The 22,693-nt window shown below is 64.9% G+C and carries 22 protein-coding genes; 14 read left to right on the forward strand and 8 right to left on the reverse strand.

Going from position 1 to position 22,693, the window contains the following annotated elements; translation table 11 throughout:
• The first annotated feature begins 74 nt into the window (after nucleotides 1-74).
• From PSV40_RS13165 to PSV40_RS13180, 4 genes are all read left to right on the forward strand, one after another.
• Nucleotides 75-977 (forward strand): trypsin-like peptidase domain-containing protein, encoded by a 903-nt coding sequence (locus tag PSV40_RS13165; protein ID WP_300538260.1) that lies wholly within the window; start codon nucleotides 75-77, stop codon nucleotides 975-977.
• A gap of 11 nt (nucleotides 978-988) precedes the next feature.
• On the forward strand, nucleotides 989-1,999 hold the full coding sequence (locus PSV40_RS13170; protein WP_300538263.1) for a MoxR family ATPase: 1,011 nt from the start codon (nucleotides 989-991) through the stop codon (nucleotides 1,997-1,999).
• Nucleotides 2,000-2,285: 286 nt separating this feature from the next.
• On the forward strand, nucleotides 2,286-3,308 hold the full coding sequence (locus PSV40_RS13175) for a DUF58 domain-containing protein (RefSeq protein ID WP_300538266.1): 1,023 nt from the start codon (nucleotides 2,286-2,288) through the stop codon (nucleotides 3,306-3,308).
• 31 nt (nucleotides 3,309-3,339) lie between these two features.
• Nucleotides 3,340-4,383 (forward strand): VWA domain-containing protein, encoded by a 1,044-nt coding sequence (locus PSV40_RS13180; protein ID WP_300538326.1) that lies wholly within the window; start codon nucleotides 3,340-3,342, stop codon nucleotides 4,381-4,383.
• Nucleotides 4,384-5,016: 633 nt separating this feature from the next.
• Here the strand turns inward: PSV40_RS13180 and PSV40_RS13185 are convergent.
• The 6 genes from PSV40_RS13185 to PSV40_RS13210 form a co-directional block, all read right to left on the reverse strand.
• Nucleotides 5,017-6,234, reverse strand: a complete 1,218-nt coding sequence (locus tag PSV40_RS13185; protein ID WP_300538268.1) for a hypothetical protein — start codon at nucleotides 6,232-6,234, stop codon at nucleotides 5,017-5,019.
• A gap of 31 nt (nucleotides 6,235-6,265) precedes the next feature.
• A complete protein-coding gene (locus PSV40_RS13190; protein WP_300538271.1) occupies nucleotides 6,266-7,021 on the reverse strand; it encodes a hypothetical protein in 756 nt (251 codons plus the stop codon).
• Nucleotides 7,022-7,057: 36 nt separating this feature from the next.
• On the reverse strand, nucleotides 7,058-7,630 hold the full coding sequence (locus tag PSV40_RS13195; RefSeq protein WP_300538274.1) for a hypothetical protein: 573 nt from the start codon (nucleotides 7,628-7,630) through the stop codon (nucleotides 7,058-7,060).
• A 33-nt stretch (nucleotides 7,631-7,663) separates the two neighbouring features.
• On the reverse strand, nucleotides 7,664-7,954 hold the full coding sequence (locus tag PSV40_RS13200) for a DnaJ domain-containing protein (protein ID WP_300538277.1): 291 nt from the start codon (nucleotides 7,952-7,954) through the stop codon (nucleotides 7,664-7,666).
• 183 nt (nucleotides 7,955-8,137) lie between these two features.
• The gene (gene lolD, locus PSV40_RS13205) at nucleotides 8,138-8,812 is read right to left on the reverse strand and encodes a lipoprotein-releasing ABC transporter ATP-binding protein LolD (protein ID WP_300538328.1); all 675 of its coding nucleotides are present in this window, start codon (nucleotides 8,810-8,812) and stop codon (nucleotides 8,138-8,140) included.
• Between the two features lie 79 nt (nucleotides 8,813-8,891).
• Complete coding sequence (locus PSV40_RS13210) at nucleotides 8,892-10,148, reverse strand: lipoprotein-releasing ABC transporter permease subunit (RefSeq protein WP_300538280.1); 1,257 nt, start codon at nucleotides 10,146-10,148, stop codon at nucleotides 8,892-8,894.
• Nucleotides 10,149-10,462: 314 nt separating this feature from the next.
• Between PSV40_RS13210 and PSV40_RS13215 the strand changes: the two genes are divergently transcribed.
• From PSV40_RS13215 to PSV40_RS13230, 4 genes are all read left to right on the forward strand, one after another.
• Nucleotides 10,463-11,611, forward strand: a complete 1,149-nt coding sequence (locus PSV40_RS13215) for a hypothetical protein (RefSeq protein WP_300538283.1) — start codon at nucleotides 10,463-10,465, stop codon at nucleotides 11,609-11,611.
• On the forward strand, nucleotides 11,608-13,419 hold the full coding sequence (gene recJ / locus PSV40_RS13220; protein ID WP_300538286.1) for a single-stranded-DNA-specific exonuclease RecJ: 1,812 nt from the start codon (nucleotides 11,608-11,610) through the stop codon (nucleotides 13,417-13,419). The genes PSV40_RS13215 and recJ overlap by 4 nt, the downstream gene beginning before the upstream one ends.
• Nucleotides 13,420-13,527: 108 nt before the next feature.
• The gene (locus tag PSV40_RS13225; RefSeq protein ID WP_300538289.1) at nucleotides 13,528-14,178 is read left to right on the forward strand and encodes a Crp/Fnr family transcriptional regulator; all 651 of its coding nucleotides are present in this window, start codon (nucleotides 13,528-13,530) and stop codon (nucleotides 14,176-14,178) included.
• 113 nt (nucleotides 14,179-14,291) lie between these two features.
• Nucleotides 14,292-14,489, forward strand: coding sequence for a DUF2892 domain-containing protein (locus PSV40_RS13230; protein ID WP_096697244.1), 198 nt, complete (start codon nucleotides 14,292-14,294; stop codon nucleotides 14,487-14,489).
• Between the two features lie 330 nt (nucleotides 14,490-14,819).
• Here PSV40_RS13230 and PSV40_RS13235 read toward each other — a convergent pair whose 3' ends face one another.
• Nucleotides 14,820-15,491 carry a glutathione S-transferase gene (locus PSV40_RS13235; protein WP_300538292.1) on the reverse strand — a complete coding sequence of 224 codons (672 nt, stop codon included), beginning with the start codon at nucleotides 15,489-15,491 and terminating at the stop codon, nucleotides 14,820-14,822.
• Between the two features lie 91 nt (nucleotides 15,492-15,582).
• Here PSV40_RS13235 and PSV40_RS13240 point away from each other — a divergent pair, with 91 nt between their 5' ends.
• The 6 genes from PSV40_RS13240 to PSV40_RS13265 all read left to right on the forward strand — a co-directional run bounded on the left by PSV40_RS13240 (nucleotide 15,583) and on the right by PSV40_RS13265 (nucleotide 20,964).
• Nucleotides 15,583-16,443: a 3',5'-nucleoside bisphosphate phosphatase gene (locus PSV40_RS13240; RefSeq protein WP_300538295.1), complete on the forward strand. Its 861-nt coding sequence runs from the start codon at nucleotides 15,583-15,585 to the stop codon at nucleotides 16,441-16,443.
• Nucleotides 16,440-17,345, forward strand: coding sequence for a DMT family transporter (locus PSV40_RS13245; RefSeq protein WP_300538297.1), 906 nt, complete (start codon nucleotides 16,440-16,442; stop codon nucleotides 17,343-17,345). The genes PSV40_RS13240 and PSV40_RS13245 overlap by 4 nt, the downstream gene beginning before the upstream one ends.
• A gap of 21 nt (nucleotides 17,346-17,366) precedes the next feature.
• On the forward strand, nucleotides 17,367-18,002 hold the full coding sequence (locus tag PSV40_RS13250; protein ID WP_300538299.1) for an L-threonylcarbamoyladenylate synthase: 636 nt from the start codon (nucleotides 17,367-17,369) through the stop codon (nucleotides 18,000-18,002).
• A 135-nt stretch (nucleotides 18,003-18,137) separates the two neighbouring features.
• Nucleotides 18,138-18,806, forward strand: a complete 669-nt coding sequence (locus PSV40_RS13255) for a site-2 protease family protein (protein ID WP_300538302.1) — start codon at nucleotides 18,138-18,140, stop codon at nucleotides 18,804-18,806.
• A 14-nt stretch (nucleotides 18,807-18,820) separates the two neighbouring features.
• Nucleotides 18,821-20,173 carry a tryptophan--tRNA ligase gene (locus PSV40_RS13260; protein ID WP_300538305.1) on the forward strand — a complete coding sequence of 451 codons (1,353 nt, stop codon included), beginning with the start codon at nucleotides 18,821-18,823 and terminating at the stop codon, nucleotides 20,171-20,173.
• Between the two features lie 206 nt (nucleotides 20,174-20,379).
• Nucleotides 20,380-20,964 (forward strand): response regulator transcription factor, encoded by a 585-nt coding sequence (locus PSV40_RS13265; RefSeq protein WP_300538307.1) that lies wholly within the window; start codon nucleotides 20,380-20,382, stop codon nucleotides 20,962-20,964.
• 15 nt (nucleotides 20,965-20,979) lie between these two features.
• Here the strand turns inward: PSV40_RS13265 and PSV40_RS13270 are convergent, their stop codons facing one another.
• Nucleotides 20,980-22,401: a HAMP domain-containing sensor histidine kinase gene (locus tag PSV40_RS13270; protein WP_300538310.1), complete on the reverse strand. Its 1,422-nt coding sequence runs from the start codon at nucleotides 22,399-22,401 to the stop codon at nucleotides 20,980-20,982.
• Nucleotides 22,402-22,693: the final 292 nt, after the last annotated feature.

Genomic DNA, 22,693 nt, shown 5'->3' on the forward strand with positions numbered 1-22,693 from the left:
GGTTGGGCCAGACGTGATACCGTGCATTCGTCAGTCCGGAAAACCCCGGAAAACCCTTTTCACAGGTGACACGGATGCGCAGGCCAGCCCTCTACAGCAGCTCCAGCAGCCCCCCTCCGGCGGAGGCGCACGGGCAGCAGGCGCAAGCCGGACCAGCCGCTGCGCCCGTCCCCCCGGCAACACGCTTTTTCTCGCTGTCCAGCCCGCGCCTTCTCTGGGCCGCGCTGGCCGTAATGGCGCTGTTGCTGGCCCTCAGCCTCTCGCTGGCGCTGCGGCCGCAGCCACGCAAGCTGACGCAGGCCGACATCCATGCGGCCGTCCTGAAAACACTGGAAACCGCCCAGTTGCCCTCGGCCGTCGCCAAGGCCTACGACACCATTCGCCCCTCGGTGGTGCGCGTCACCGGTTACGGCAAAAGCAAGAACGGCAAGGAAGACATGGAGTACGGCGTCGGCACCGGCGTGGTGATTGTGGACAAAGGCATCATCCTGACCAACCTGCATGTGGTGCAGGGGGCGCAAACCATCAAGGTGGTGTTCTCCGACGGACTGGAATCCACCGCCCACATCACCGGCGCCCAGCCCGAAAACGATCTGGCGGTGCTGCAGGCCCACAAGATCCCCGACGACATGATTGCGGCCACCATGCGTTCCACCGGCGACCTGGCGCCCGGCGACCATGTGCTGGCTGTGGGCTACCCCTTCGGCATCGGGCCGTCGGCCTCGTCCGGCGTGATCTCCGGCCTCAAGCGCACCTTCCGCTCGCCCGAAGGCAAGCAGGAAATGAGCAACCTGATCCAGTTCGACGCGGCCGCCAACCCCGGCAACTCCGGCGGTCCGCTGGTCACCATGGACGGCGAGGTGGTCGGCATCGTCACCGCCATCCTCAACCCCAACCAGCAGCGCAGTTTTGTCGGCATCGCCTTTGCCGTGCCGATTGAAAACGCCGCTTCCGCCGTCGGCCTGACCCCTTTCTGAAGGACCTCCCCATGCAAACACCCGCCACGTCGCAGGACCCCCACACCGCGCAACTGATGGAGCAGATCCTCTACGAGGTCAAACGGGTGGTCGTCGGGCAGGACCGTTTTCTCGAACGTGTGATGGTGGCCATCCTGGCGCAGGGCCACCTGCTGGTCGAAGGTGTGCCGGGCCTGGCCAAGACCCTGACCGTCAAGACCCTGGCCAACACCATCCAGGGCAATTTCAAGCGCATCCAGTTCACACCCGACCTGGTGCCGGCGGACCTGGTGGGCACCCGCATTTACAACCAGAAAACCGGCGACTTCAGCACCTCGCTGGGCCCGGTGTTCACCAACCTGCTGCTGGCCGACGAGATCAACCGGGCGCCGGCCAAGGTGCAAAGCGCCCTGCTGGAAGTCATGCAGGAGCGGCAGGTCACGATTGCAGGCGTTACCCACCGCGTCCCCGAGCCCTTTCTGGTCATGGCCACGCAAAACCCGATCGAAACCGAAGGCACCTACCCGCTGCCGGAAGCGCAGGTGGACCGTTTCATGATGAAGGTGCTGGTGGACTACCCGACCGACGAGGAAGAGTTCGTGATTGTCGAGCGCGTGATCGGGCCGGCCGTGGCCGTGTCCAGCGTGGCCACCACCGCGCAGCTGGCCGGCCTGCAGCGCGAATGCCGGCGGGTCTATGTGGACCCTTCGCTGATCCAGTACGCCGTGCGCCTGGTATCAAGCACCCGCACGCCCGAAAAACACGGTCTGAAAGACCTGGCCCGATTCATCACCTTCGGCGCCAGCCCGCGCGCCACCATCAACCTGACCGAAGGCGCGCGCGCCCTGGCCATGTTGCGCGGACGCAGCTATGTCCTGCCCGAGGACATGACGGACCTGGTGCCGGATGTATTGCGGCACCGGCTGGTGCTGTCCTACGAAGCGCTGTCCGAAGGCTTGAGCGCGGACACCGTGATCGCCAGAATCATGGCCAAAGTACCGGCGCCTGCGCGTCCACTGGAACATGAAAAACTGGCAGCCTGAATATGTTGCCCCCACGTTCGCTCACTGCGTGTAGCTCCCTGCCCCCCGGGGGGGCCGCTGCGCCTGCGGCCCGGCAAAGCCGGTTCCGCGGCCCCTGCTTGAATGAACAAGCGCCCCCACGTTCGCTCGCTGCGCGTAGCTCTCTGCCCCCCGGGGGGGCGCTGCGCCTGCGGGCCGGCAAAGCCGGACCCGCGGCCCCGGCTGGCCTGAATCAAGGTCCGCGTTCGTGCCATTCCGTTCGTCCTGAGCCTGTCGAAGGATGCCCCGTCCGCGAAGCTGACTGGTCATGAAAAACTGGTTTCGCAAATCCATCCAACCCGAACTTGCCGAAGCCCCCTTCCAGGCATCGGTGGCCCCGGTGCAGGCTGGCGGCGCCGAGCATGTGCTTCGCCGGCTTGAATGGACCGTGCTGCGCCGGCTCGACGGCCTGCTGCAGGGCGACTACCGCACCTTGATGCGCGGCACCGGCATGGACCTGGCCGACCTGCGCGAGTACCAGCACCACGACGACGTGCGCCACATCGACTGGAACGTGACAGCGCGCCTGCAGTCGCCGCATGTGCGCGTGTTCACCGAAGACCGCGAAATGGCCAGCTGGTTCCTGCTGGACCTGAGCCCCTCGGTCGATTTTGGTTCGGGCGACCAGCGCAAAAGCCAGGTCTCCGCCGAGTTTGTTGCGGTGCTGGCCCGCGTGCTGACACGCCACGGCAACCGCGTGGGCGCCATGCTCTACGGCGCCGGTGTGGACACCGTGCTGCCGCCGCGCGGCGGGCGCGCGCATGTGCTGCAGCTGCTGCACATGCTGCAGACCCGTCCCGCCACCACCGGCACGGTCACCACCCGCCTTGGCGAACTGCTGAGCTCCGCCGCCCAGCTGATGCGCCGGCGCTCCACGGTGTTTGTGGTGTCCGACTTCATCAGTGAACCCGGCTGGGAAAAAGCGCTGGGGCAGCTGGCGCAGCGCCACGAGGTGGTGGCGGTGCGCCTGCTGGACCCTCTGGAACTCGAACTGCCCGACCTCGGCCTGATCCCGATACGCGATGCGGAAACCGGCGAGCAGTTGCTGGTCGACACCCACGATGCGGGCTTTCGCCAGCGCTTTGCACGCATTGCCGCCCAGCGTGAAGCCGACTTGCGTCAGGCCCTGGCGCAGGCCGGCGTGGACACGCTGGAGTTGTCCACCGACGGCGACCTGGTCGATGCCATCATGCGTTTCACCGAGCTGCGCAAGCGCCGCGGCCAGGTCTCGGGCGCTGCCGGAAGAAGTGGCCGCGGCAAGCTGCCCGGCCACCTGAAGGTGGCGGCGTGAGCTCCAAGGAGATGATCCCATGACATCCCCCATGACTTTTCTCTGGCCCCAGTTTTTGTGGCTGATGCTGGCCCTTCCCCTGCTGGTGGTGGTTTATGTGTGGCTGCTGCGCCGCAAAAAGAAAATGGCGCTGCGTTATGCCAGCCTGTCCATCGTGCGCGAAGCCATGGGCACGGGGCAGAGCTTGCGGCGTCACATCCCGCCGCTGCTGTTTCTGCTGGCCATCGCCGCCATGCTGCTGGCTGCAGCGCGGCCGTTTGCTGTGGTCGCCCTACCCTTGCAGCAGGAAACTATCATCCTGGCGATGGACGTGTCGGGCAGCATGCGCGCCACCGACGTGCAGCCGAACCGTCTGGTGGCTTCGCAAAACGCCGCCAAGGCCTTCCTGGCCGACCTGCCGCGCAGCGTGCGGGTCGGCATTGTCGCGTTTGCAGGCACCGCCTCGGTGGTGCAGTCGCCCACCCTGAGCCGCGAAGACCTGGTCACGGCCATCGACAAGTTCCAGCTGCAACGCGCCACGGCCATCGGCAACGCCATCGTCGTCTCGCTCGCCGAGCTGTTTCCCGATGCAGGCATCGACCTTGCGTCGCTGACCTACGGCCGCAACCGCAACAACGGCATCGCGATTGACCAGGCGCCGAAAGAGCCGAAGAAGGAGTTCACGCCAGTTGCACCGGGTTCCTACACCTCGGCGGCCATCATCCTGCTGACCGACGGCCAGCGCACCACGGGAGTGGACTCGCTGGAAGCCGCCAAGATGGCGGCCGACCGCGGCGTGCGTATCTACACCGTGGGCGTGGGCACGGTCGACGGCGAGACCATCGGTTTTGAAGGCTGGTCCATGCGCGTCAGGCTCGACGAGGAAACCCTCAAGGCCATTGCCAACAAGACCCAGGCCGAATACTTCTATGCCGGCACCGCGGCGGACCTGAAAAAAGTCTACGAAACCTTGAGCTCGCGCCTGACCGTGGAAAAAAAGGAAACCGAAATTTCGGGCTTACTGGCGCTGGTGGCTTCGGTGCTGGCGCTGCTGTCGGCGGGTTTGTCGCTGCTTTGGTTTAACCGGATTCTTTGAACCTGTTGCCCCCCGGCATCACGCTCCGCCTCGGGTTCGCTTCTGACAGTAGGACCAACTCCCCACTCCCTCCCCCCGCCCTCCCTCGCCCCGCTGGGCGATGGAGGGGGCTTCATTTGGCCGCGTGTGCTGCTCTCGCGTGCAAACATGACAGTCCCGTGAGTCGACCTGACGCGCTTCGCGCGTCAGGTCTCCCCGCATTCGCATTGGATTTCTCTTCCTCCACCCGTCGGGCTGGGCCGAGGAGCGCAGGCAAAAGCGGATCAGGGCTCGCGATTGTTTGAGCCGAAGGCGAGTTCGAGCGAGACCCCGCTTTTGTCGAGCACCGGAGGTTGCCCCGAAGCGCAGCGTAGGGGACCCAGACCATCGGGTCGCCTTTTTCTTTGCTTACTTTCTTTTTGGCGACGCAAAAAGAAAGTGAGTTGCCGCCGGGCAACCCCCGGCTTGTGGGCAAACTGCAGCGCATCAAAAAAATGAGTAGTGCGCAAACATGGATCCCGAATCACGCTCGGGATGACAAGCCAAAGAAAATATTTGCTATAAATTCAATAGCTGTCTGCGCCCGCTCCATAAGCGCTGCAACCCTAAATCGCTTTAAAAAATACGTTTTCCGCCATCACAGGCGGCAAGCACCTACTGCACATGACATTCCCGCCGCAACAGCGCCACGGCGTCATTGAGCGCGTGAACCGCATCGCTTTGCAGCGTGGGCTGCGCCTCCTGCACAAACTCTTCCCACAAACTGGCGTAAGCGTCCTGGTGCTGCGCCGGGGCGTGGTCCAGCAGGTACTGGTGGGCCAGTGCGGGATGGAAACCTGATTTCCAGATCTTGCGCACCAGGGTCGCGGCGCCTTTTTCGGTCAACATGGTTTTGGGCGTGGTGCCAGCGGCCACACACAGCAGCAGGGTCAGCAGCGAACCGTCGTCGCTGTTCCCGCCGGTGACCTTGTTCCACGCTGCAGACGCCTGACGGTCGTGGTGGTCGACTTCGGCCAAAGCGTCTTCGACCCAAAAATACCGGCCCATGAAGGCGGGGCTGTGGTCAAACAGCTGGCGCACCGGCAAGGCCGGGTCGAGGATTTTCGGCGCGTCGGTCATCACCGACTGGCGCACGAGCTCCACTACGCCGTGGAGATGGGCAGGCAGTTTTTTTGGCACGGCGACTGGCAGTGCCGCCGGGGCAGCCCCATGCTTCTTGCGCAGGGCGCCTATCATTTTCTCGAACGCGACCCAGTCAGGCATCTCGACGCGGCCCATCGCCAGCACCAGCAAGGCGGTGCGGATCACCGCTTCGGCGTCCTTGCCCGCCTCGTCCAGCTCGTCAGCGTCCATGCCCAGCTCGCCGGCCAGCCAGAGGGCCGCATCCACCACCTGCGCGACCTGGCTGCGCCTGGCGAGTTCGGCCTGGTAGTCGGCCAGGCTGCGCAGCGACCATTTGGCCAGCAGCGGAATGTGCTCGTCACGAAAGCCGCCGCGTTCGTTCATGCCGAAGTGGCTGTTTTGCGGCATGGCGATCAGGGCCTTGAGCATGTCCGAGCCGCCCTTGGAGCGCGACAGCAGGGAAAAATCGCGCAGCGACTCGGCCGCCTGCTGCAAGTCGCCGCCACAGCTGCTTTCCAGGTAAATGCTGATCAGGTTGGCCATGCGGTCGCGGGCCTTTTCAAGCTCCGGGCGCAAAAACTCGTTGCCGAAATAACGCGCGATCTGCACCATGCCCTTGGGGCCCTCGATGCGCATGGCTTCTATTTTTTCGGGACCGATGATGCCGTGTTGCACACCATGCTGCAGCGCCTTTTCGAAAAAAGGGCGGGCATCGTACAGCGAGACGGCGGCAGGCGAAGGCGTGGACACGGTGTTTGCTTCGGTCAGGAGAGGATGAGGTTCAGATCGCCGATTCCTCGTCGGACTCGCGCGCCGTCGGCGTGGCCTTGCCACGGTCGGTGTCGCCCGTCTCGACCTTGCCGTCGTCCTCGGCGTCTTCCTCGTCCTCCTCCTCGGAAGCGGCCGCCTGGTGGGCACTGACCTTGGCGCGCAGCACCATCAGCATCTCGATAAACAGGTCCGGCAGTTCGTAACGCAGAATCCACGCCAGCTGCATCCAGTCCTGGTCGGCAATTTCATCCTGCTGAACGCGCGGTTTCTCGTAGGCCGAAGCCAGCAGAGCCGCCTGCGACAGCATCCTGCCGTATTCGTCGGCCGGCTCGAAACTGCCGCTGCGCGCAAAACCCTCGACCCGGCTCCACTGGTCGGAAAAATAGTCGGCGAGGGCCTCGCTGCCGCCGTCCAGGTCGCCGATCGCATTGAGAAAGTCGAGCGGGTCCGCATCCTCGCGGAAGATGACCGCGTTGACCATGCCGCGCAGGTGGGTGCGGGTCAGGTCCTTGTAGAGTTTTTCGATCACCACGGCGCGGGCGAACTGCGCGGGCGACACCAGCAGGCTGACCACCGACTCCTTCGAATGGTCGTATTCGCGGATCACGGCCAGGATGTCCTTGGGCGGCAACTGCTCCAGCACCACCATCAGCGCGGCATCCCCTTCGGTGTCGGCCAGCCCGACCAGGGCCGACTCGGCGCCCACGATGTCGCCGGCCGCAATCAGGGTCTGGGTTTTTTCGATCAGGGCGAGGTGCTTCGTCATCTTCAAGGCTTCACATTCCATGTCATGGTTGATTCATCAGTCTTTCTGGTCGAAGCCCTGCTGGACCAGCCAGTCGGCACCTGCTTCCTGGCGTGCGCGGGCATCACTGCCTTGCCCGCCCTCGCCATCGTCGTCAAAAATCACCAGCTCGTCGTCGCCATCCTGGTCGCTGTCTTCGTCATCTTCTTCGTCGCCGCCCAGGGCGAGCCCCGACGCGGCGACCGGCAGCCCGGCCATGTATTCCAGGCCGGCCGTCAAGGTCAGAAACCTGTCACCGCCCGGCGACTCCAGAACAATCTGCGCCAGGTCCTGAGCCCAGGGCGCCAGCTCACAGCTGCCCGCCAGGCTGCTCCATGCCGGAAAAACATCGGCGTCGTGGGTGAGCAGGTGATCCATGGCGACCCGCCCGGTGAAGTCAAAACCCTGGTGGAACACCACCGCCACCATCTCGGGGCTGAGCTCCATCATCTGGAGCAGAAAGCCGATTTCCTGGCGTTTGCCGGCCAGGCGCTGGTGCAGCACGTCGCGCCCCTCCGAGTCGAAGCGCAGGTCATCCATCTCGGACTGGTAGGCCGAACGAAGGTCGAGAAAGTAGGGAGAAATGCTCATGCCGCCGGGTTTTTCATGGGAGGGGTCTTTGGGTCAGCGAGGCTCAGATGAGAGCAGCGGGTTGAAATAGTTTTGCCAGATCTCTGTCGCGGTGGCCAGCGGGCTGTCGAGCAGGTTGCGGCGGCGGTTGTCGTCGTAGGCCTGGCGTTTTTCCGCGTCCGACAGCACTTCATAGGCTTCCTGCACTGCCCGAAAACGCGCCGGCGCCTGCGGATCGGCATTTTTGTCGGGGTGCCAGAACGACGCCTTCTGGCGAAAGGCTTTTTTGACGTCGGCCAGCGTGGCAGCGCTGTCCAGCCCGAGGGCGGTGTAGTGATCGGTCATGCGCGGGTGGCGTTGTCCTGGGCCGCAGGCAAGGCACTGCCACGGCATGTTGAAGGGCTCACCGGCAGGGAAAAGCGCATGCGCGGGCGACGAGGGGACCCAAGATTATGCACGCCCGGCCCATTTCAGGGCGGGAGGCCGTTTAATGCCCTTGCGCCGGACTGGCCGCCCGCGGGTCAGCGCTCAGGCCCATTCCGACAAGCGCCCCGACACCAGCCTGAAACGCCGGCCACACCGTGCTGCCAGCGTCTCGTCGTGCGTCACCATCACAAAGGCGGTGCCGTGCTCACGGGCGAGCTGCAGCATCAGTTCGAACACGCCGTCGGCGGTGGTCCGGTCCAGGTTGCCGGTGGGTTCGTCGGCCAGCACGCAGGCCGGCCGCGTGACCAGCGCACGCGCAATCGCCACGCGCTGGCGCTCGCCGCCCGAGAGTTCGGCCGGACGGTGTTGGATGCGGTCTTTCAGGCCCACACTGGCCAGCATGGCGGTGGCAGTTTGCGCCGCTTTTTCGCGGTCTTCGCCGCGAATCCACAAGGGCATGGCGACGTTGTCGAGCGCGCTGAACTCCGGCAGCAGGTGGTGGAACTGGTAAACAAAACCCAGGTGCCGGTTGCGCAGCTCGCCCTGTTCAGCCGCCGACAGCGAGGACATCAGTTGCCCCTTGAGCTCGACCTGCCCGCTGGTGGGTGCGTCCAGCCCACCCATCAGGTGCAGCAAGGTGCTTTTGCCGGACCCCGAGGCACCGACGATGGCCAGGGTTTCACCGGCAAACACCTGCAGGTCCACGCCGTGCAGCACGGTCAGGTCGATCGGGCCTTCGTGGAAGCGTTTGGTCAGGCCGGTGGCCTTGAGCACCACCGACTTGTCAAGCACGGTCGCGGGCAAGCCCTCACCCCCGCCCTCTCCCAGCGGGAGAGGGAGTGAAGACAGGGTGTTCTTATTCATATCTAAGCGCCTCGGCGGGATTGACACGGCTGGCGCGCCAGCTCGGATAAATGGTGGCCAGAAACGCCAGCACCAGCGCAATGACGGCGATCGGCATGATGTCGGCGTATTGCGGGTCGCTGGGCATGCGGCTGATCAGGTAGATGTCCTTGGGCAGGAAGCTGGCGTTGAGCAGGCGCTCCAGCGCGGGCACGATGACATCGATGTTGAGCGCGATGCCCAGCCCCAGCAGCAGGCCGGAGAGCGTGCCGATCACGCCGACCATCGCGCCCTGCACCATGAAGATGCCCATGATGCTTTTCGGGCTGGCGCCCAGGGTACGCAGGATGGCGATGTCGGCGCGTTTGTCGGTCACCGTCATCACCAGCGTGCTGACCAGGTTAAAGGCCGCGACCGCGACGATCAGCGTGAGGATGATGAACATCATGCGTTTTTCCAGCTGCACGGCGGCAAACCAGGTCTTGTTCTGCCGCGTCCAGTCGCGGATCAGCAAATCGCCGCTGAGGCTGCGCGACAACTCCGCCGCCACTTCGCGCGCCTGGTGCAGGTCCTTGAGCTTGATGCGTATGCCGGTCGGGCCTTCGAGGCGGAAAATCTTGGCGGCGTCGCCCTGGTGCAGCATGACCAGTGCCGAATCGTATTCGAAGTGGCCGGAGTCGAAGGTCCCGACGACCGTCATCTGTTTCAGGCGCGGCACCACGCCGGCCGGGGTCACCTGGCCGCTGGGCGCGATCAGCGTCACCTGGTCGCCCTCACGCACGCCGAGTGAACGGGCCAGCTCACTACCCAGCACCACGCCGAACTCGCCGGACACCAGCCTGGGCAAGGCCGTGTCCTTCAGGTCGACGGCCAGGTCGGTGACTTGCCCTTCGAGCGCCGGGTCGATGCCGCGCACGATCGCGCCCTTCATGTCTTCGCCACGGGCCAGCAAGGCCTGCGCGGCGATGAAGCTGGCGGCACCAATGACCTGCGGGTTCTGCCGGATTTCGGCCAGGGTTTTCTGCACATCGGGCAGGGCGGCGCCATTGGGTGCAAATACCTCGATGTGCGAGATCACGCCCAGCATGCGATCGCGCACCTCTTTCTGGAAACCGTTCATCACGCTGAGCACGATGATCAGCGCGGCCACGCCCAGCGCAATGCCCAGCATGGAGACGCCCGAGATGAAGGAAATAAACCCGTTGCGCCGCGTGGCGCGGCCTGCGCGCGTGTAGCGCCAGCCCAGAATCAGTTCGTAGGGGATTTGCATGGGACGATTGTGGCATCAGCCGAGGACCCTCTGCATAACTCCCGCCATGCGCGTTCGACCCAAAACGGGATGATTTGTCTACCAACACCACGCAGCGTGTGCTGAAGCACACGCAAGGGGTTTGGTGGGCAAAGCGCCCGTTTTGGGCCGAACCCCTTCGGGGGCGTGATTTTGCGGGCGATCCGCTTCGTTGCAAAACCAGGCAAGGCGCCAGCCTTGCCTTGGGTTTTGCGCCTTGCGGCTCAACCCGCAAAATCTCCGCCGCGCGCGGCGCGAGTTATGCAGAGGGTCCTTCCATCCCGGACAATAAGGGGATGCCCGCCTCCCTCCCCCCGCCCCAGCACCACTGGGTGCTGCCGTTTGCCGCCTGTGCCTCTGACGACTGGCTGCCTGCCGTCCAGGCCACGCCGCCCGCGGGTTTTCGCAACTTCGGCAAGTTGCTGCAGGGCATGAAGCTTGTCCACACCGACAGCGGCGCTGTGCGCTCGCTCTCGCCCCCGCACGAGCGGGTGCTGGCCCGTGCGCTGGGCCTGTCTGCGCCCGACGGCCTGATCCCCTGGGCCGCCTGGCAGCATCTGCAGGGCGGCGGCGTGTCCGCGGCCCGGGCCTGGGCGTTCATCACGCCCTGCCACTGGGCCATGGGCCGCGAACACGCCACCATGACCGACCCTGCCGCGCTGGACCTGTCCGAAGCCGAATCACGCACGCTGCTGGCGGCCATGCAGCCCTATTTCGAGACCTATGGCATCACGCTGCACCATGCGGCGCCGACGCGCTGGCTGGCCGAAGGCGAGCTGTTTCGCGACCTGCCCAGTGCCTCGCTGGACCGTGTGCTGGGCCGCAATGTGGACCCCTGGCTGCCCGGCGCTGGGAGCGTGGAGGCCCGTTTCGGCGCCGGGCCGCCCCAAGGGAAACTAGCCCCCGAGGGGCTGGAGCTTGCGGCTCCAAACCTGCTTGAGCAGGTTTGGACAGGCGACAGAGGCGAGGCGTCTCGCGAGCCGCGGCCTGCAAGGCCTCGCGCAGCACACGCAGTGGCAAGCGTGGGGGCCAAAGCAATGCGGTTGCTGCAGAACGAAATGCAGATGCTGCTCTACACCCATGCGGTCAACGATGCGCGCGCGGCAAAAAGGCAACTGGCCGTCAACTCCTTCTGGATCAGCGGCAGCGGCGCCCTGCCTGACACCTTTCATGCCAGGATGCCCCCCGACACCACGGTCTCACGCAGCCTGGCGCAAGCCGCTTTCAGTGACGACTGGACCGCCTACGCACAAGCCTGGACGGCCCTTGATGCCAGCGAAGGCGCGCGGCTGCTCGCCTTGCAGCAAGGCGGCGCGACCATCCGGCTGAGCCTGTGCGGTGAACGCAACGCCTTGACCTTTGAAACCACCTCCACCGGAATCTTCTCCCGAATGAAAAGTCTTTTTGGCCAGCAGCCCTTGCCAGTCCTGCTGGTGCAGCTATGAAAATAATAGTACGCGAAGCACCGCCGCGCAGCGTGTGGGCGCTGCAGCAGGCCGGCGTCCACCCCTTGCTGGCGCAGTTGTACGCCGCGCGCGGGGTGCGCACCGCCGATGAACTCGACGATGGCCTGGCGCGGCTGCTGCCGCCGGCGGCCATGAAAGGCACGCTGGAGGCGGCCGTGCTGCTGGCCGACGCCATCGCCGCGCAAAGAAAAATCTGCGTGGTGGCCGACTACGACTGCGACGGCGCCACCGCCTGCGCGGTCGCGCTGCGCGGCCTGCGCCTGCTGGGCGCCACCCAGGTCGGCTACATCGTGCCCGATCGCGTGGTCGACGGCTACGGGCTGACCGCAACGATCGCCGAGCGCGTCAAGGCCACCGGCGCTGACCTTCTCGTCACGGTGGACAACGGCATCGCCAGCATCGACGGCGTGGCGCGCGCGCGTGAACTGGGCATGCAGGTGCTGGTGACCGACCACCACTTGCCGGCGCTCAGGGACGGCGCCATCGTGCTGCCCGACGCCGACGTGATCGTGAACCCGAACCAGCCCGGCTGCACGTTCGAGAGCAAGGCCATGGCCGGCGTCGGTGTGATGTTTTACGTGCTGCTGGCCTTGCGCGCGGAGCTGCGCAGGCGCGGCGTGTTTGACGCCAGCCCGAGCGACGCCGGGCCGCCCCAAGGCGCGAGAGCCCCCTCGGGGGGCAGCGAAGTACACGCAGTGACAAGCGTGGGGGCCAAGATACCGCAACCCAAACTCGATGCATTGCTGCCACTGGTCGCACTCGGCACCGTCGCCGACGTCGTCAGGCTGGACGCCAACAACCGCCGCCTCGTGGCGCAGGGCCTCAAGCGCATACGCAGCGGCGCCCTGCCGGCCGGCCTGGCGGCGCTGTTCACCGCCGCAGGCCGTGTCGCCGCGGTGGCCACCAGTTTCGACTTCGGTTTTGCGCTCGGCCCGCGCATCAACGCCGCCGGCCGGCTCAGCGACATGACGCTGGGCATCGAGTGCCTGCTGACCGACGATGCGGGCCGCGCCGACGAACTGGCGAAAACGCTGGACGGCATCAACCGCGAGCGGCGTGACATCGAGGCCGGCATGCGCGAGCAGGCCCAGTACGCGGCCGACGCGATGATCGACGAGGACGAGGTGCCGCCGCCGGCGATCGCCATCTTCGACCCCGACTTTCACGAAGGCGTGGTCGGCATCGTGGCCTCGCGCATCAAGGACAAGCTGCACCGCCCGACCTTTGTGTTTGCCGCCAGCCAGGCGCCGGGCAAGGAACATGAGCTCAAGGGTTCCGGCCGCTCGATTGCCGGTTTTCACCTGCGCGATGCGCTGGACCTGGTCGCCAAACGCCACCCCGGGGTGTTGCTGCGTTTTGGCGGCCACGCGATGGCGGCCGGCTGCACGATCACCGAGGAACACTTCGAGGTGTTCGAGCAGGCGCTGCAACTGGTGGCGCACGAGTGGCTGGACGCCGCCACCTTGCTGCGCCGAATCGACACCGACGGTCCGCTGGCGCCCGAATACCGGCGCGCCGACCTGGTGGACACCTTGCACAAAGAGGTCTGGGGCCAGGGTTTTGCCGCACCGACCTTCAGCGAGGAAGTCGAGGTCATCTCGCAGCGGCTGGTCGGCGAAAAACACCTGTCGCTCAAACTCAAACACCAGGGCCAGCCGGTGGACGGCATCTGGTTCGGCCACACCGAGTCGCTGCCGGCGCGCGTCAAACTGGCCTTCCGGCTCGATGCCGACGAATGGCAGGGCATCAAACGTGTGCGTTTTCTGGTGGAGGCGGCGGAGATTTGAATGATTTTGGCCTCCAGCCCAACAAGGACGTGCGCAGATAGCTATTGATTTGGTAGCATCCCTGCACCGGCGCAGCCCGCCACCACCCCGGAAGTGAGCGTCACCCCCATGAACGACCCCCTCGCCTTGTACCCCGCTCTGGCCCAGGTCATGCCCACGCTGGCCGAACTGGGGCCGGGCGCCGGCCCGCTCAGCGTGCCGGCCGGCACCGTGCTGTTCGACGAACACGCGCCCTGCCAGGGCTTTCCGCTGGTGCTCAGCGGCGAGGTCAGGGTCTCGCGCCATTCCGGCGACGGGCGGTCGCTGGAGCTCTACCGCGTGGTCCCCGGCGAGTTGTGCCTGGTCTCCAGCGCCTGCCTGTTTCGCAGCCAGCCGCTGTCGGCCCAGGGCGTGACCACCCGGCCCACCACCCTGCTGCTGATAGCGCCGCCGGTGTTTGCCCGCTGGCTGGAAACCCCGGTGTTTCGCAACGAGGTGCTGGGCCTGTTTGCCGAACGTATGGCAGATCTGACCGGGCTGATCGATGCCATCGCCTTCCAGCGGCTGGACCAGCGGCTGGCGGCCGCGCTGCTGGGCCGCGGCCAGGATCTGGCGCTGACGCACCAGGCGCTGGCCGACGAGCTGGGCACCGTGCGTGAAATCGTCTCGCGCCTGCTGCGCCGCTTTGAGCGCGAAGGCTGGGTCGAGCTGGCGCGCGAGCACATCCATATCCGCGACAGCGCCGCATTGCGCGCCATGGCCGCGGCCCTGCCGGCCTGAGCCCCGGGCGGCCCGCAAGGCCGCTACGTGACCCAGGTCACAGACCCGGGCTGCGCCAGCGCGCCCAATGCGGGCATCAGTCCTTTTTTTCCGGTTTTTCAAAGGAGCCCACCATGAAATCCAACGTCGGCGGCATCGACCGCATTCTTCGCATCGTCCTCGGCCTGGTCCTCATCGGGCTGGCGGCCACCGGCACGGTCGGCCTGTGGGGCTGGATAGGTATCGTTCCGCTGGCCACCGGTGCCATCGGCTGGTGCCCCCCTTACGCCCTGTTCGGCTGGAACACCTGTTCCATGAAAAACAAGGCCTGACGCGCCGGGGTCGCGCCAATGCGGCGGCCGCGGCGCTGTAGCCCTTGTCTGACGGCCGCAGGCAGGGGCAGCCTACAGCCGAAAGCCGCCGCCCCGGCCATGATCCGGGACAGAAGGTGTGCCCTCCGGTGCACCCAGAAACCTCCCAGAGGAAAACATGAACACCATCATTTACATCGTCGGCCTGATCGTCATCATCGGCTTCATCCTGTCCTACTTCGGCTTTCGCTGAAACCGAACCGGCGCAGCAAACGCTATTGAATTTGCTATTGAATCGATAGCTGCTTGCGCCCGCCCCTCATGGGCTGAGGGCGAAAAAGACTTGAAAGCTCAGTGCAGCAGGGTGTATTCCCCGCCGCGTGCGATGGCCCGCTGGTAGGCCGGCCGCGCGTGAATGCGCTTTAAAAAAGCCATCAGCTTCGGACGGCTGGCATCGAGCCCTCCGCGCGCCGCCGCTGCCTCCAGCACAAAACTCAGCTGGATATCCGCGCCGCTGAACGCCTCACCGGCAAACCAGGTGCTCTTTCCCAACTCTCCCTCCAGATAGTCCAGGTGCTGCCTGATCTGCGGCTCGATGAAGGCCGCCTTGGTCTTGGCGCTGATCGCCTTGGCGATCGGTTTGACAAAAAACGGCATGGGCGTAGTTTCTATCTTGTCGAACACCAGCTTGAGCAGCAGCGGCGACATGGCCGAACCTTCGGCGTAATGCAGCCAGTAGGTGTAGCGCAGCCGGGCCGGCGTGCCGGCAGCCGGCGCGAGCTGCCCGGCGCCATACTGCTCGACCAGGTAATCAATGATGGCGCCCGACTCGGCCAGGGTCAACTCGCCGTCGGTGATGACCGGCGACTTGCCCAGCGGATGCACAGCGCGCAGGGCCGCGGGCGCCAGCATGGTTTGGGGGTCGCGCTCGTAACGCTGGATGTCGTAGTCAAGGCCCAGCTCTTCCAGCAGCCAGAGGATGCGTTGCGAGCGGGAGTGGTTGAGGTGATGGACGGTGATCATGGGAAAATCCGGTGAGGTTCAGGACGTGTTGCCATGGTAGGCCATGGCGCCGCACACAACGCCGGCAGGGCATAAAGCCTAAAATGGTTCGGTGACCCCCCAAAACATCCTCAACGCCGACCTGCACTGTCACTCCGTGGTGTCGGACGGCACCATGACCCCCGAAGCACTGGCCGAACGGGCCAAAACCAACGGCGTCGAGCTCTGGGCGCTGACCGACCACGACGAAATCGGCGGCCAGCACCGCGCCGCGGCGGCGGCCCGGACACACGGCATGCATTACCTGACCGGCACGGAAATTTCGGTGACTTTTGCCGGCGAAACCGTGCACATCGTCGGCCTGGGGTTCGACCCCGACGACGCGGCCATGCAGCAGGGCCTGCGCAACACGCGCGGTGGCCGCGAACAGCGTGCCATGGAAATGTCCGACTCGCTGGCCAAAGCCGGCATCCGCGGCGCCTACGAAGGCGCGCTGAAGTTTGTCGGCAACCCGGACCTGATTTCGCGCACCCACTTTGCGCGCTTCCTGGTGGAGACGGGTGTTTGCAAGGAAACCTCCGAGGTGTTTCGCAAGTACCTGACCGAAGGCAAACCCGGCTACGTGCCGCACCGCTGGGCCAGCTTGCAGGACGCCGTGGCCTGGATCACCAGCGCGAAAGGCGTGGCGGTGATCGCCCACCCGGGGCGCTACAAATTCACCCCCAACGAGGAATACGCGCTGTTCACCGAATTCAAGTCCCATGGCGGGCAGGCGGTGGAAGTGGTGACCGGCAGCCACAGCGCGCAGGAGTACGTGAAATACGCCGAAACCGCCAAAGAGTTCGGCCTGGCCGCCTCGCGCGGCAGCGACTTCCACAGCCCCGATGAAAGCCATACCGACCTGGGCACCCTGCCCTTTTTGCCCGGCCACCTGACCCCCGTCTGGGAGCTTCTGGAAGACCGCATCCGGTGAGCCGCGCGCCGTCGGCCCTGGCGGGCATCACGCTGGTCATTGCCGCCACCGGCTTTTTTGCAACGCTGGACACCACCACCAAATTTGTCAGTGCCAGCGTGCCGCTGTTGATGGCCCTGTGGTTTCGCTACTTTTTCCAGGCGGTCGCCACCACGGCTGTGGTGCTGCCGCTGCGTGGCCTGGGCGTGCTGCGCACCGCGCACCCGAAATTCCAGTGCCTGCGCGGCCTGCTGCTGCTGCTCAGCAGCCTGTTTGCATTTTTAAGCCTCAAATACATGCCGGTGGCCGAGTTCACCGCCATCGGCGCCATCGTGCCGCTGCTCATCACGCTGCTGGCCGCCACCGCGCTCGGCGAAAAGGTCTCGGCCCTGCGCTGGTCGCTGGTGCTCGGTGGTTTTGCCGGCACGCTGATCATCATTCGCCCCGGCGGCGAAGACTTTACCTGGGCCCTGCTGCTGCCGCTGGGCATGGTGGCGACCAACACCGGTTTTCAGGTGCTCACCAGCCGGTTGGCCAAAACCGAGGACCCGATCACCATGCACCTGTACACCGGCTGGGTCGGCACGCTGCTGGCCTCGCTGGCCCTGCCTTTTGTCTGGATCACCCTGCCCTCGTGGTCGCTGTGGGGCTGGCTGCTGCTGATGGGTGTCATGGCCACCGTCGGGCATTTCATGCTGATTCTGGGCTACATGCGGGCGCCGGCCGCCACCCTCACGCCCTATCTGTATGCCCAGATTGCCTTTGCGATGGTGGGGGGATGGATCGCCTTTTCGCATGTACCGGACGGCTGGTCCATGATCGGCATGGCGCTGATTGCCATCTGCGGCGCGCTAGGGGCCTGGCTGACCGCGCGTGAAAGCCGGGCGCTGAAAGAGTTCAGTGTGCGGCCGGCAGAGTCCTGACATCCTTGCAAAACACACACCATGGCCCAGTATTTCGAGATTCACCCCGACAACCCGCAAGTGCGCCTGCTCAAACAGGCGGTGGCGCTGCTGACGCGCGGCGCGGTGATCGCCGTGCCCACGGATTCAAGCTACGCGCTGGTCTGCCACCTCGATGACAAGAGCGCCGCCGACAGCCTGCGCCGCATTCGCGGGGTGGACGACAAACACCACCTGACCCTGCTGTGCCGCGACCTGAGCGAGCTGGCCAACTACGCACGCGTCGACAACAAGCAGTTCCGCCTGATCAAGGCCGCCACGCCGGGGCCTTACACCTTCATCCTCGAAGCCAGCAAGGAAGTGCCGCGGCGCCTGAGCCACCCCTCGCGCAAGACCATAGGCCTGCGTGTGCCCGGGCACAAAACCCTGCAGGCGCTGCTGGAGCTGCACGGTGCGCCGCTGCTGGCCACCACGCTGATCCCGCCGGGCCAGACCGAACCGCTGAACGACGCGGGCGAGATTCGCGACCAGATGGAGCACGACCTGGCGGCGGTCATTGATGCCGGCGCCTGTCCCAAGGAAGCCACCACCGTGATCGACCTGACCCCCATGGGCCAGGGAGACGAAGCGGTCGTGGTGCGGCAGGGGCGCGGTGACCTCGCGGCACTCGGCCTCTAATAAGGATGAGGCGCAGCGCAGACACGTCTTTGCCAGCCGGGGCCGCGGATCTGGCTTTGCCAGTCCGCAGGCGCAGCGCCCCCTCGGGGGGCAGCGACCCGCGCAGCGGCGGAGCGTGGGGGCGATAATTGCCCCATGGACTTTGCCAACCTGATTCAAACCGTCGCCATTTACGCGCTTCCCGTGCTATTTGCCATCACTGTGCACGAGGCGGCGCACGGCTATGTGGCCCGGCACTTTGGCGACAACACGGCCTGGATGCTGGGCCGCGTGACGCTGAACCCGCTCAAACACATCGACCCGGTGGGCACCATCCTGATGCCGCTGCTGCTTTACTTCGCGACCTCGGGCGCCTTTTTGTTCGGGTACGCCAAACCGGTGCCGGTGCAATTCGGCAAGCTGCGCAATCCCAAGCGTGACATGGTCTGGGTGGCGCTGGCCGGTCCGGGCGCCAATCTGGCCCAGGCCCTGCTGTGGGGCATCGCGTTCTACCTGCTGCAGGGCGCGGGCATCACCGAACCCTTTTTCATCAAGATGTGCCAGGCCGGCATTCTGGTCAACGTCGTGATGCTGGTGTTCAACCTGTTCCCCTTGCCACCGCTCGATGGCGGGCGCGTGCTGGTGGGGTTGTTGCCCATGAGGCAGGCCATGCTGGTCTCGCGCGTGGAGCCTTGGGGCTTCTTCATCGTGATGGCGCTGGTGATTGCCGGCGTGATCACCAACCTGTGGATGCGCCCGCTGATGACGCTGACCTACGCCCTTCTTGAAATCGTGCTGACGCCTCTGGCGATGCTGGTGCAATGACCCTGGACAAATTGATGACAAACAAGCCTTCCGACGCCGCCGCGCGCCCCGCCCCCTCGACCTCGCCTTCACCCCAGCGCTTTCTCACCGGCATCACCACCACCGGCACGCCGCACCTGGGCAACTATGTCGGTTCGATCCGGCCCTCCGTCGCAGCAAGCACAGGCGCCGGCGCAGAGAGCTTTTATTTCCTGGCCGACTACCATGCGCTGATCAAGTGCGACGAGCCGGCGCGCATCCAGCAGTCCACGCTGGAGATCGCCGCCAGTTGGCTGGCCGCCGGGCTGGACCCGGAACGCGTGACCTTTTACCGCCAGTCCGACATTCCCGAGATTACCGAACTCACCTGGCTGCTGACCTGCGTGACGGCCAAGGGCGTGCTCAACCGCGCCCACGCCTACAAGGCGTCGGTGGACAAGAACACGGCGGCAGGCAACGACCCGGATGCCGACGTCAGCGCGGGCCTCTTCATGTACCCGGTGCTGATGGGCGCCGACATCCTGATGTTCAAGGCGCACCATGTGCCGGTCGGACGCGACCAGATCCAGCACATCGAGATGGCGCGCGACATGGGGCAGCGTTTCAACCATCTGTATGGTGAACACTTTGTGCTGCCGCAGGCGCTGATTGAAGAGTCGGTGGCCTTGCTGCCCGGCCTGGACGGCCGCAAGATGAGCAAGAGTTACGACAACACCATCCCCCTGTTCACGCCGCGCGAGCAGCTGAAAAAACTCATCGCCGGCATCGTCACCGACTCGCGCGCACCGGGCGAACCCAAGGAGACCGAAGGCTCGGCCCTGTTCCAGATCTACCAGGCGTTTGCCAGCGAGCAGGAGACTGCCGCGCTGCGCCAGGCCTACAACGACGGTATTGGCTGGGGCGATGCCAAACAAATTCTTTTCGAACGGATTGACCAGGAAGTGGCGCCCATGCGCGCCCAGTACCAGGCCCTGATGAAGGATCCCGCCAGGATAGAAACCATCCTGCAGGCCGGCGCCGACAAGGCACGCCAGCTCGCGGCCCCCTTCTTGCGGGAGCTGCGTCACGCGGTGGGCCTGCGCAAGCTCGGTGCCCAGGCGAGCGCCGCCCCCAAAGAGAAAGCCGCCAAGGCCTCCCTGCCGGTCTTCAAGCAATACCGCGAGGCAGACGGCAAGTTCCATTTCAAGCTGGTCGATACCCAGGGCCAGCTGTTGCTGCAAAGCTACGGCTTCGATGCCCCCAAGGAGGCTGCGCAGGCGATTGGCCTGCTGCAAACCCAGGGAGCCAGCGCACTCGACGGTTTACGGGAAAAGCTGCAGCCGCTGCCCGGCATCACCGCGGCAGCACTGGATTCGGCCTTGCAGCAGCTGGTGGACGCGCGGCCCTGAAAACCGTGGGCGGGCCCTCAGGAATGCAGCCGTAATCGAGATCACCCCCTTTGAAAGTAGTAAAAAAGGATCCGTTTTTAGCCGTTGATTGTGTATTAATTCCGGACTTAAAATCTATCGCTTATTCGCCAACTTGACAGTCAGCAGGTATGCTTACTTTTTGTTCCATTCACTGACAGTCTTTCACACTCTTACCACCAGGCCCCATGCGTATTTTTGTCATCGATGACCATCCACTCATGCGGGAGGCCGTGGTGATGCTTATTCGCCGCCTGCATACCAAAGCCATCGTCATCGAACTGGACAGGCTGGCGGCGATCAGCCCGGCCGTGGAACAGCATGGCGTCCCGGACATCATCTGCCTGGACCTCAAACTGCCGGACACCCATGGCGTATCCGGCGTGCGGGAGGTGCGCCAGCAGTTTCCCGAGGTGCCTATCGTGGTGTTGTCAGCCGCCCCCGCGCAGGACTACCAGGACCTCTCGCTGGAAGCCGGCGCCGATGTCTACATTGAAAAATCCGTCGGCGCGACCGAGATCGCCAAGGTCCTGAAAACCTTTCTGGACGACAGCGCCGATCCGGAGGCCAGCACGGAGCCCGAGAAGCTGTCCAAACGCCAGAAGCAGTTGCTGGTGATGCTGGACAAAGGCCTGAGCAACCGCGACATTGCCGCCGAATTGCAGATCAGCGAACACACCGTGAAGGTTCATTTGTGGCGCCTGTTTCGCAGGCTCAATGTCAAAAGCCGCTCGCAGGCCAGCCACCTGGCCCGCACCCAAGGCCTGCTTTAGGGCCTGCTAGCCTCTTCAGTAGCGGCTGTCCAGGTGCCCGCGAGCAGATTCCCCGTCGTCAAAGGCCTCCATGTCCAGCCGGAACACCGTGCCCTGACCGGGCCGTGACTGCATGCTCAGGCGATGGTTCAGGGCGCCGCACAGCCGCGTGACGATGGCCAGCCCCAGTCCGAAGCCTTCCTCGGTGCCGTGGTGCTTGGCCACGCGGTAAAACTCCTGAAAAATCGCCTGCTGGTGCTCCGGCGCGATGCCCACGCCGGTGTCCCACACCTCCACACGCCAGCCGTCCTCGCCCGGACGAACCGCCAGCAACACGCCGCCCCGTTCGGTATGCCGGATCGCATTGGACAGCAGGTTGCCGAGCAGGCGCTTGAGCAGCACCGGGTCTGAGCGCACCGCCCCCGGCCGCACATGGGTGCGCAGGTCCAGCCCCTTCTCCTTCGCCAGCGGGGCATAACGCAGCTCCAGCTCCCCGACCAGCGACGGCAGGTCCACGCGCTGCCAGTTCACCTCGACCACGCTGGCATCGAGTCTGGCCAGATCAAACAGCGAATTGAAAAGCTCGTTGACGGCCTGCGTGGACTGCACAATTTTCGGGGTGATCTGCAGCACCAGTTCCGGCTCGGCGCGCAGCCAGTCGGCATACAGGCTGAGGGCATGCACCGGCTGACGCAAATCGTGGGCGGCACTGGCAATAAACCGGCTCTTGGCTTCGACCGCCTCCAGCGCCACGCGTGTTTTTTCGGTCAGCGAAGCGATCAACTGCGCGTTGGCAAACTGCAGATCCAGGTTGGACCGCTGCACGCGGTTCAGGCGTTGCCCGGCCATGCGGACGGCCGACCAGTAAATCAGCACCAGCACCACCAGCGCATAGGTCGTGAGGGTGCCCGGGAAGGGCCGTTCTACCGCCATGCTCCAGGCCAACGCGGCCAGGATGGTGTAGGCCAGCCCGTTGATGTACCCAATAAAGCAGCGCAGGCACGCAGACAACGCACCCACGGAAAAACCCGCCATGCCCACCAGCACGATCAGGCAGATGAACTGGTCAAAGACCGGCGCCTTGAGAAAGTACAGAAACATCGACGCGCCCCAGACCATGCCACCCAGAGGCCAGGTCCAGCCATAACGCGCGATGAAGGCCCGCTGCTGGGCGATGCCGGAGTCGGCATAGTCGCGCTGGTAGATCCGGACCACCGAGTAGCGCATCACCAGAATAAGCACCGCCGCCAGCGTCCAGCTCAGCAACGCCCAGTGGTTGACGCTGTTGTAAAGGACAACCACGATGACGGGGATCACCAGTGCGGTTGAATTGAGCGCCGGCCGCGCGTTGCGCATGAAGTTGCGCGTCAGCTTGGCCTCCACCCAGTCATCACGCGCGGCGATGTCCGCCACAACGTGAGGGCTGTCAGCGGGCAAAGGCGGGGGGGCTGGATTCATGGCTGCAGTTTACTGTTCGTTGACTCCTGCATGACGAACAGTGACTGGCCATTCTGGGCAATATTTCCTTTAGCTTCGCTTTTGGCTGAGTGCCAAATTCGGCCTCAGCCCCTTATTGCATAGACGTGAAAAGCTACATATTTCATAGCGCTTTCATGTCTTGCCTCCTGGTGCCGCTCCCGCTCCGCCTCAGCCGACACCTTTTTGCACTGGGCTCATCAAATACTCCATGGTGGTCCTAAGGCAATGCTGAATAAGTCCCCCAGCTGGCCCGTGACTTGCATGTAGAACT

This window comes from Polaromonas sp. (assembly GCF_029945925.1).
In the GTDB taxonomy this organism is placed as follows: domain Bacteria; phylum Pseudomonadota; class Gammaproteobacteria; order Burkholderiales; family Burkholderiaceae_C; genus Polaromonas.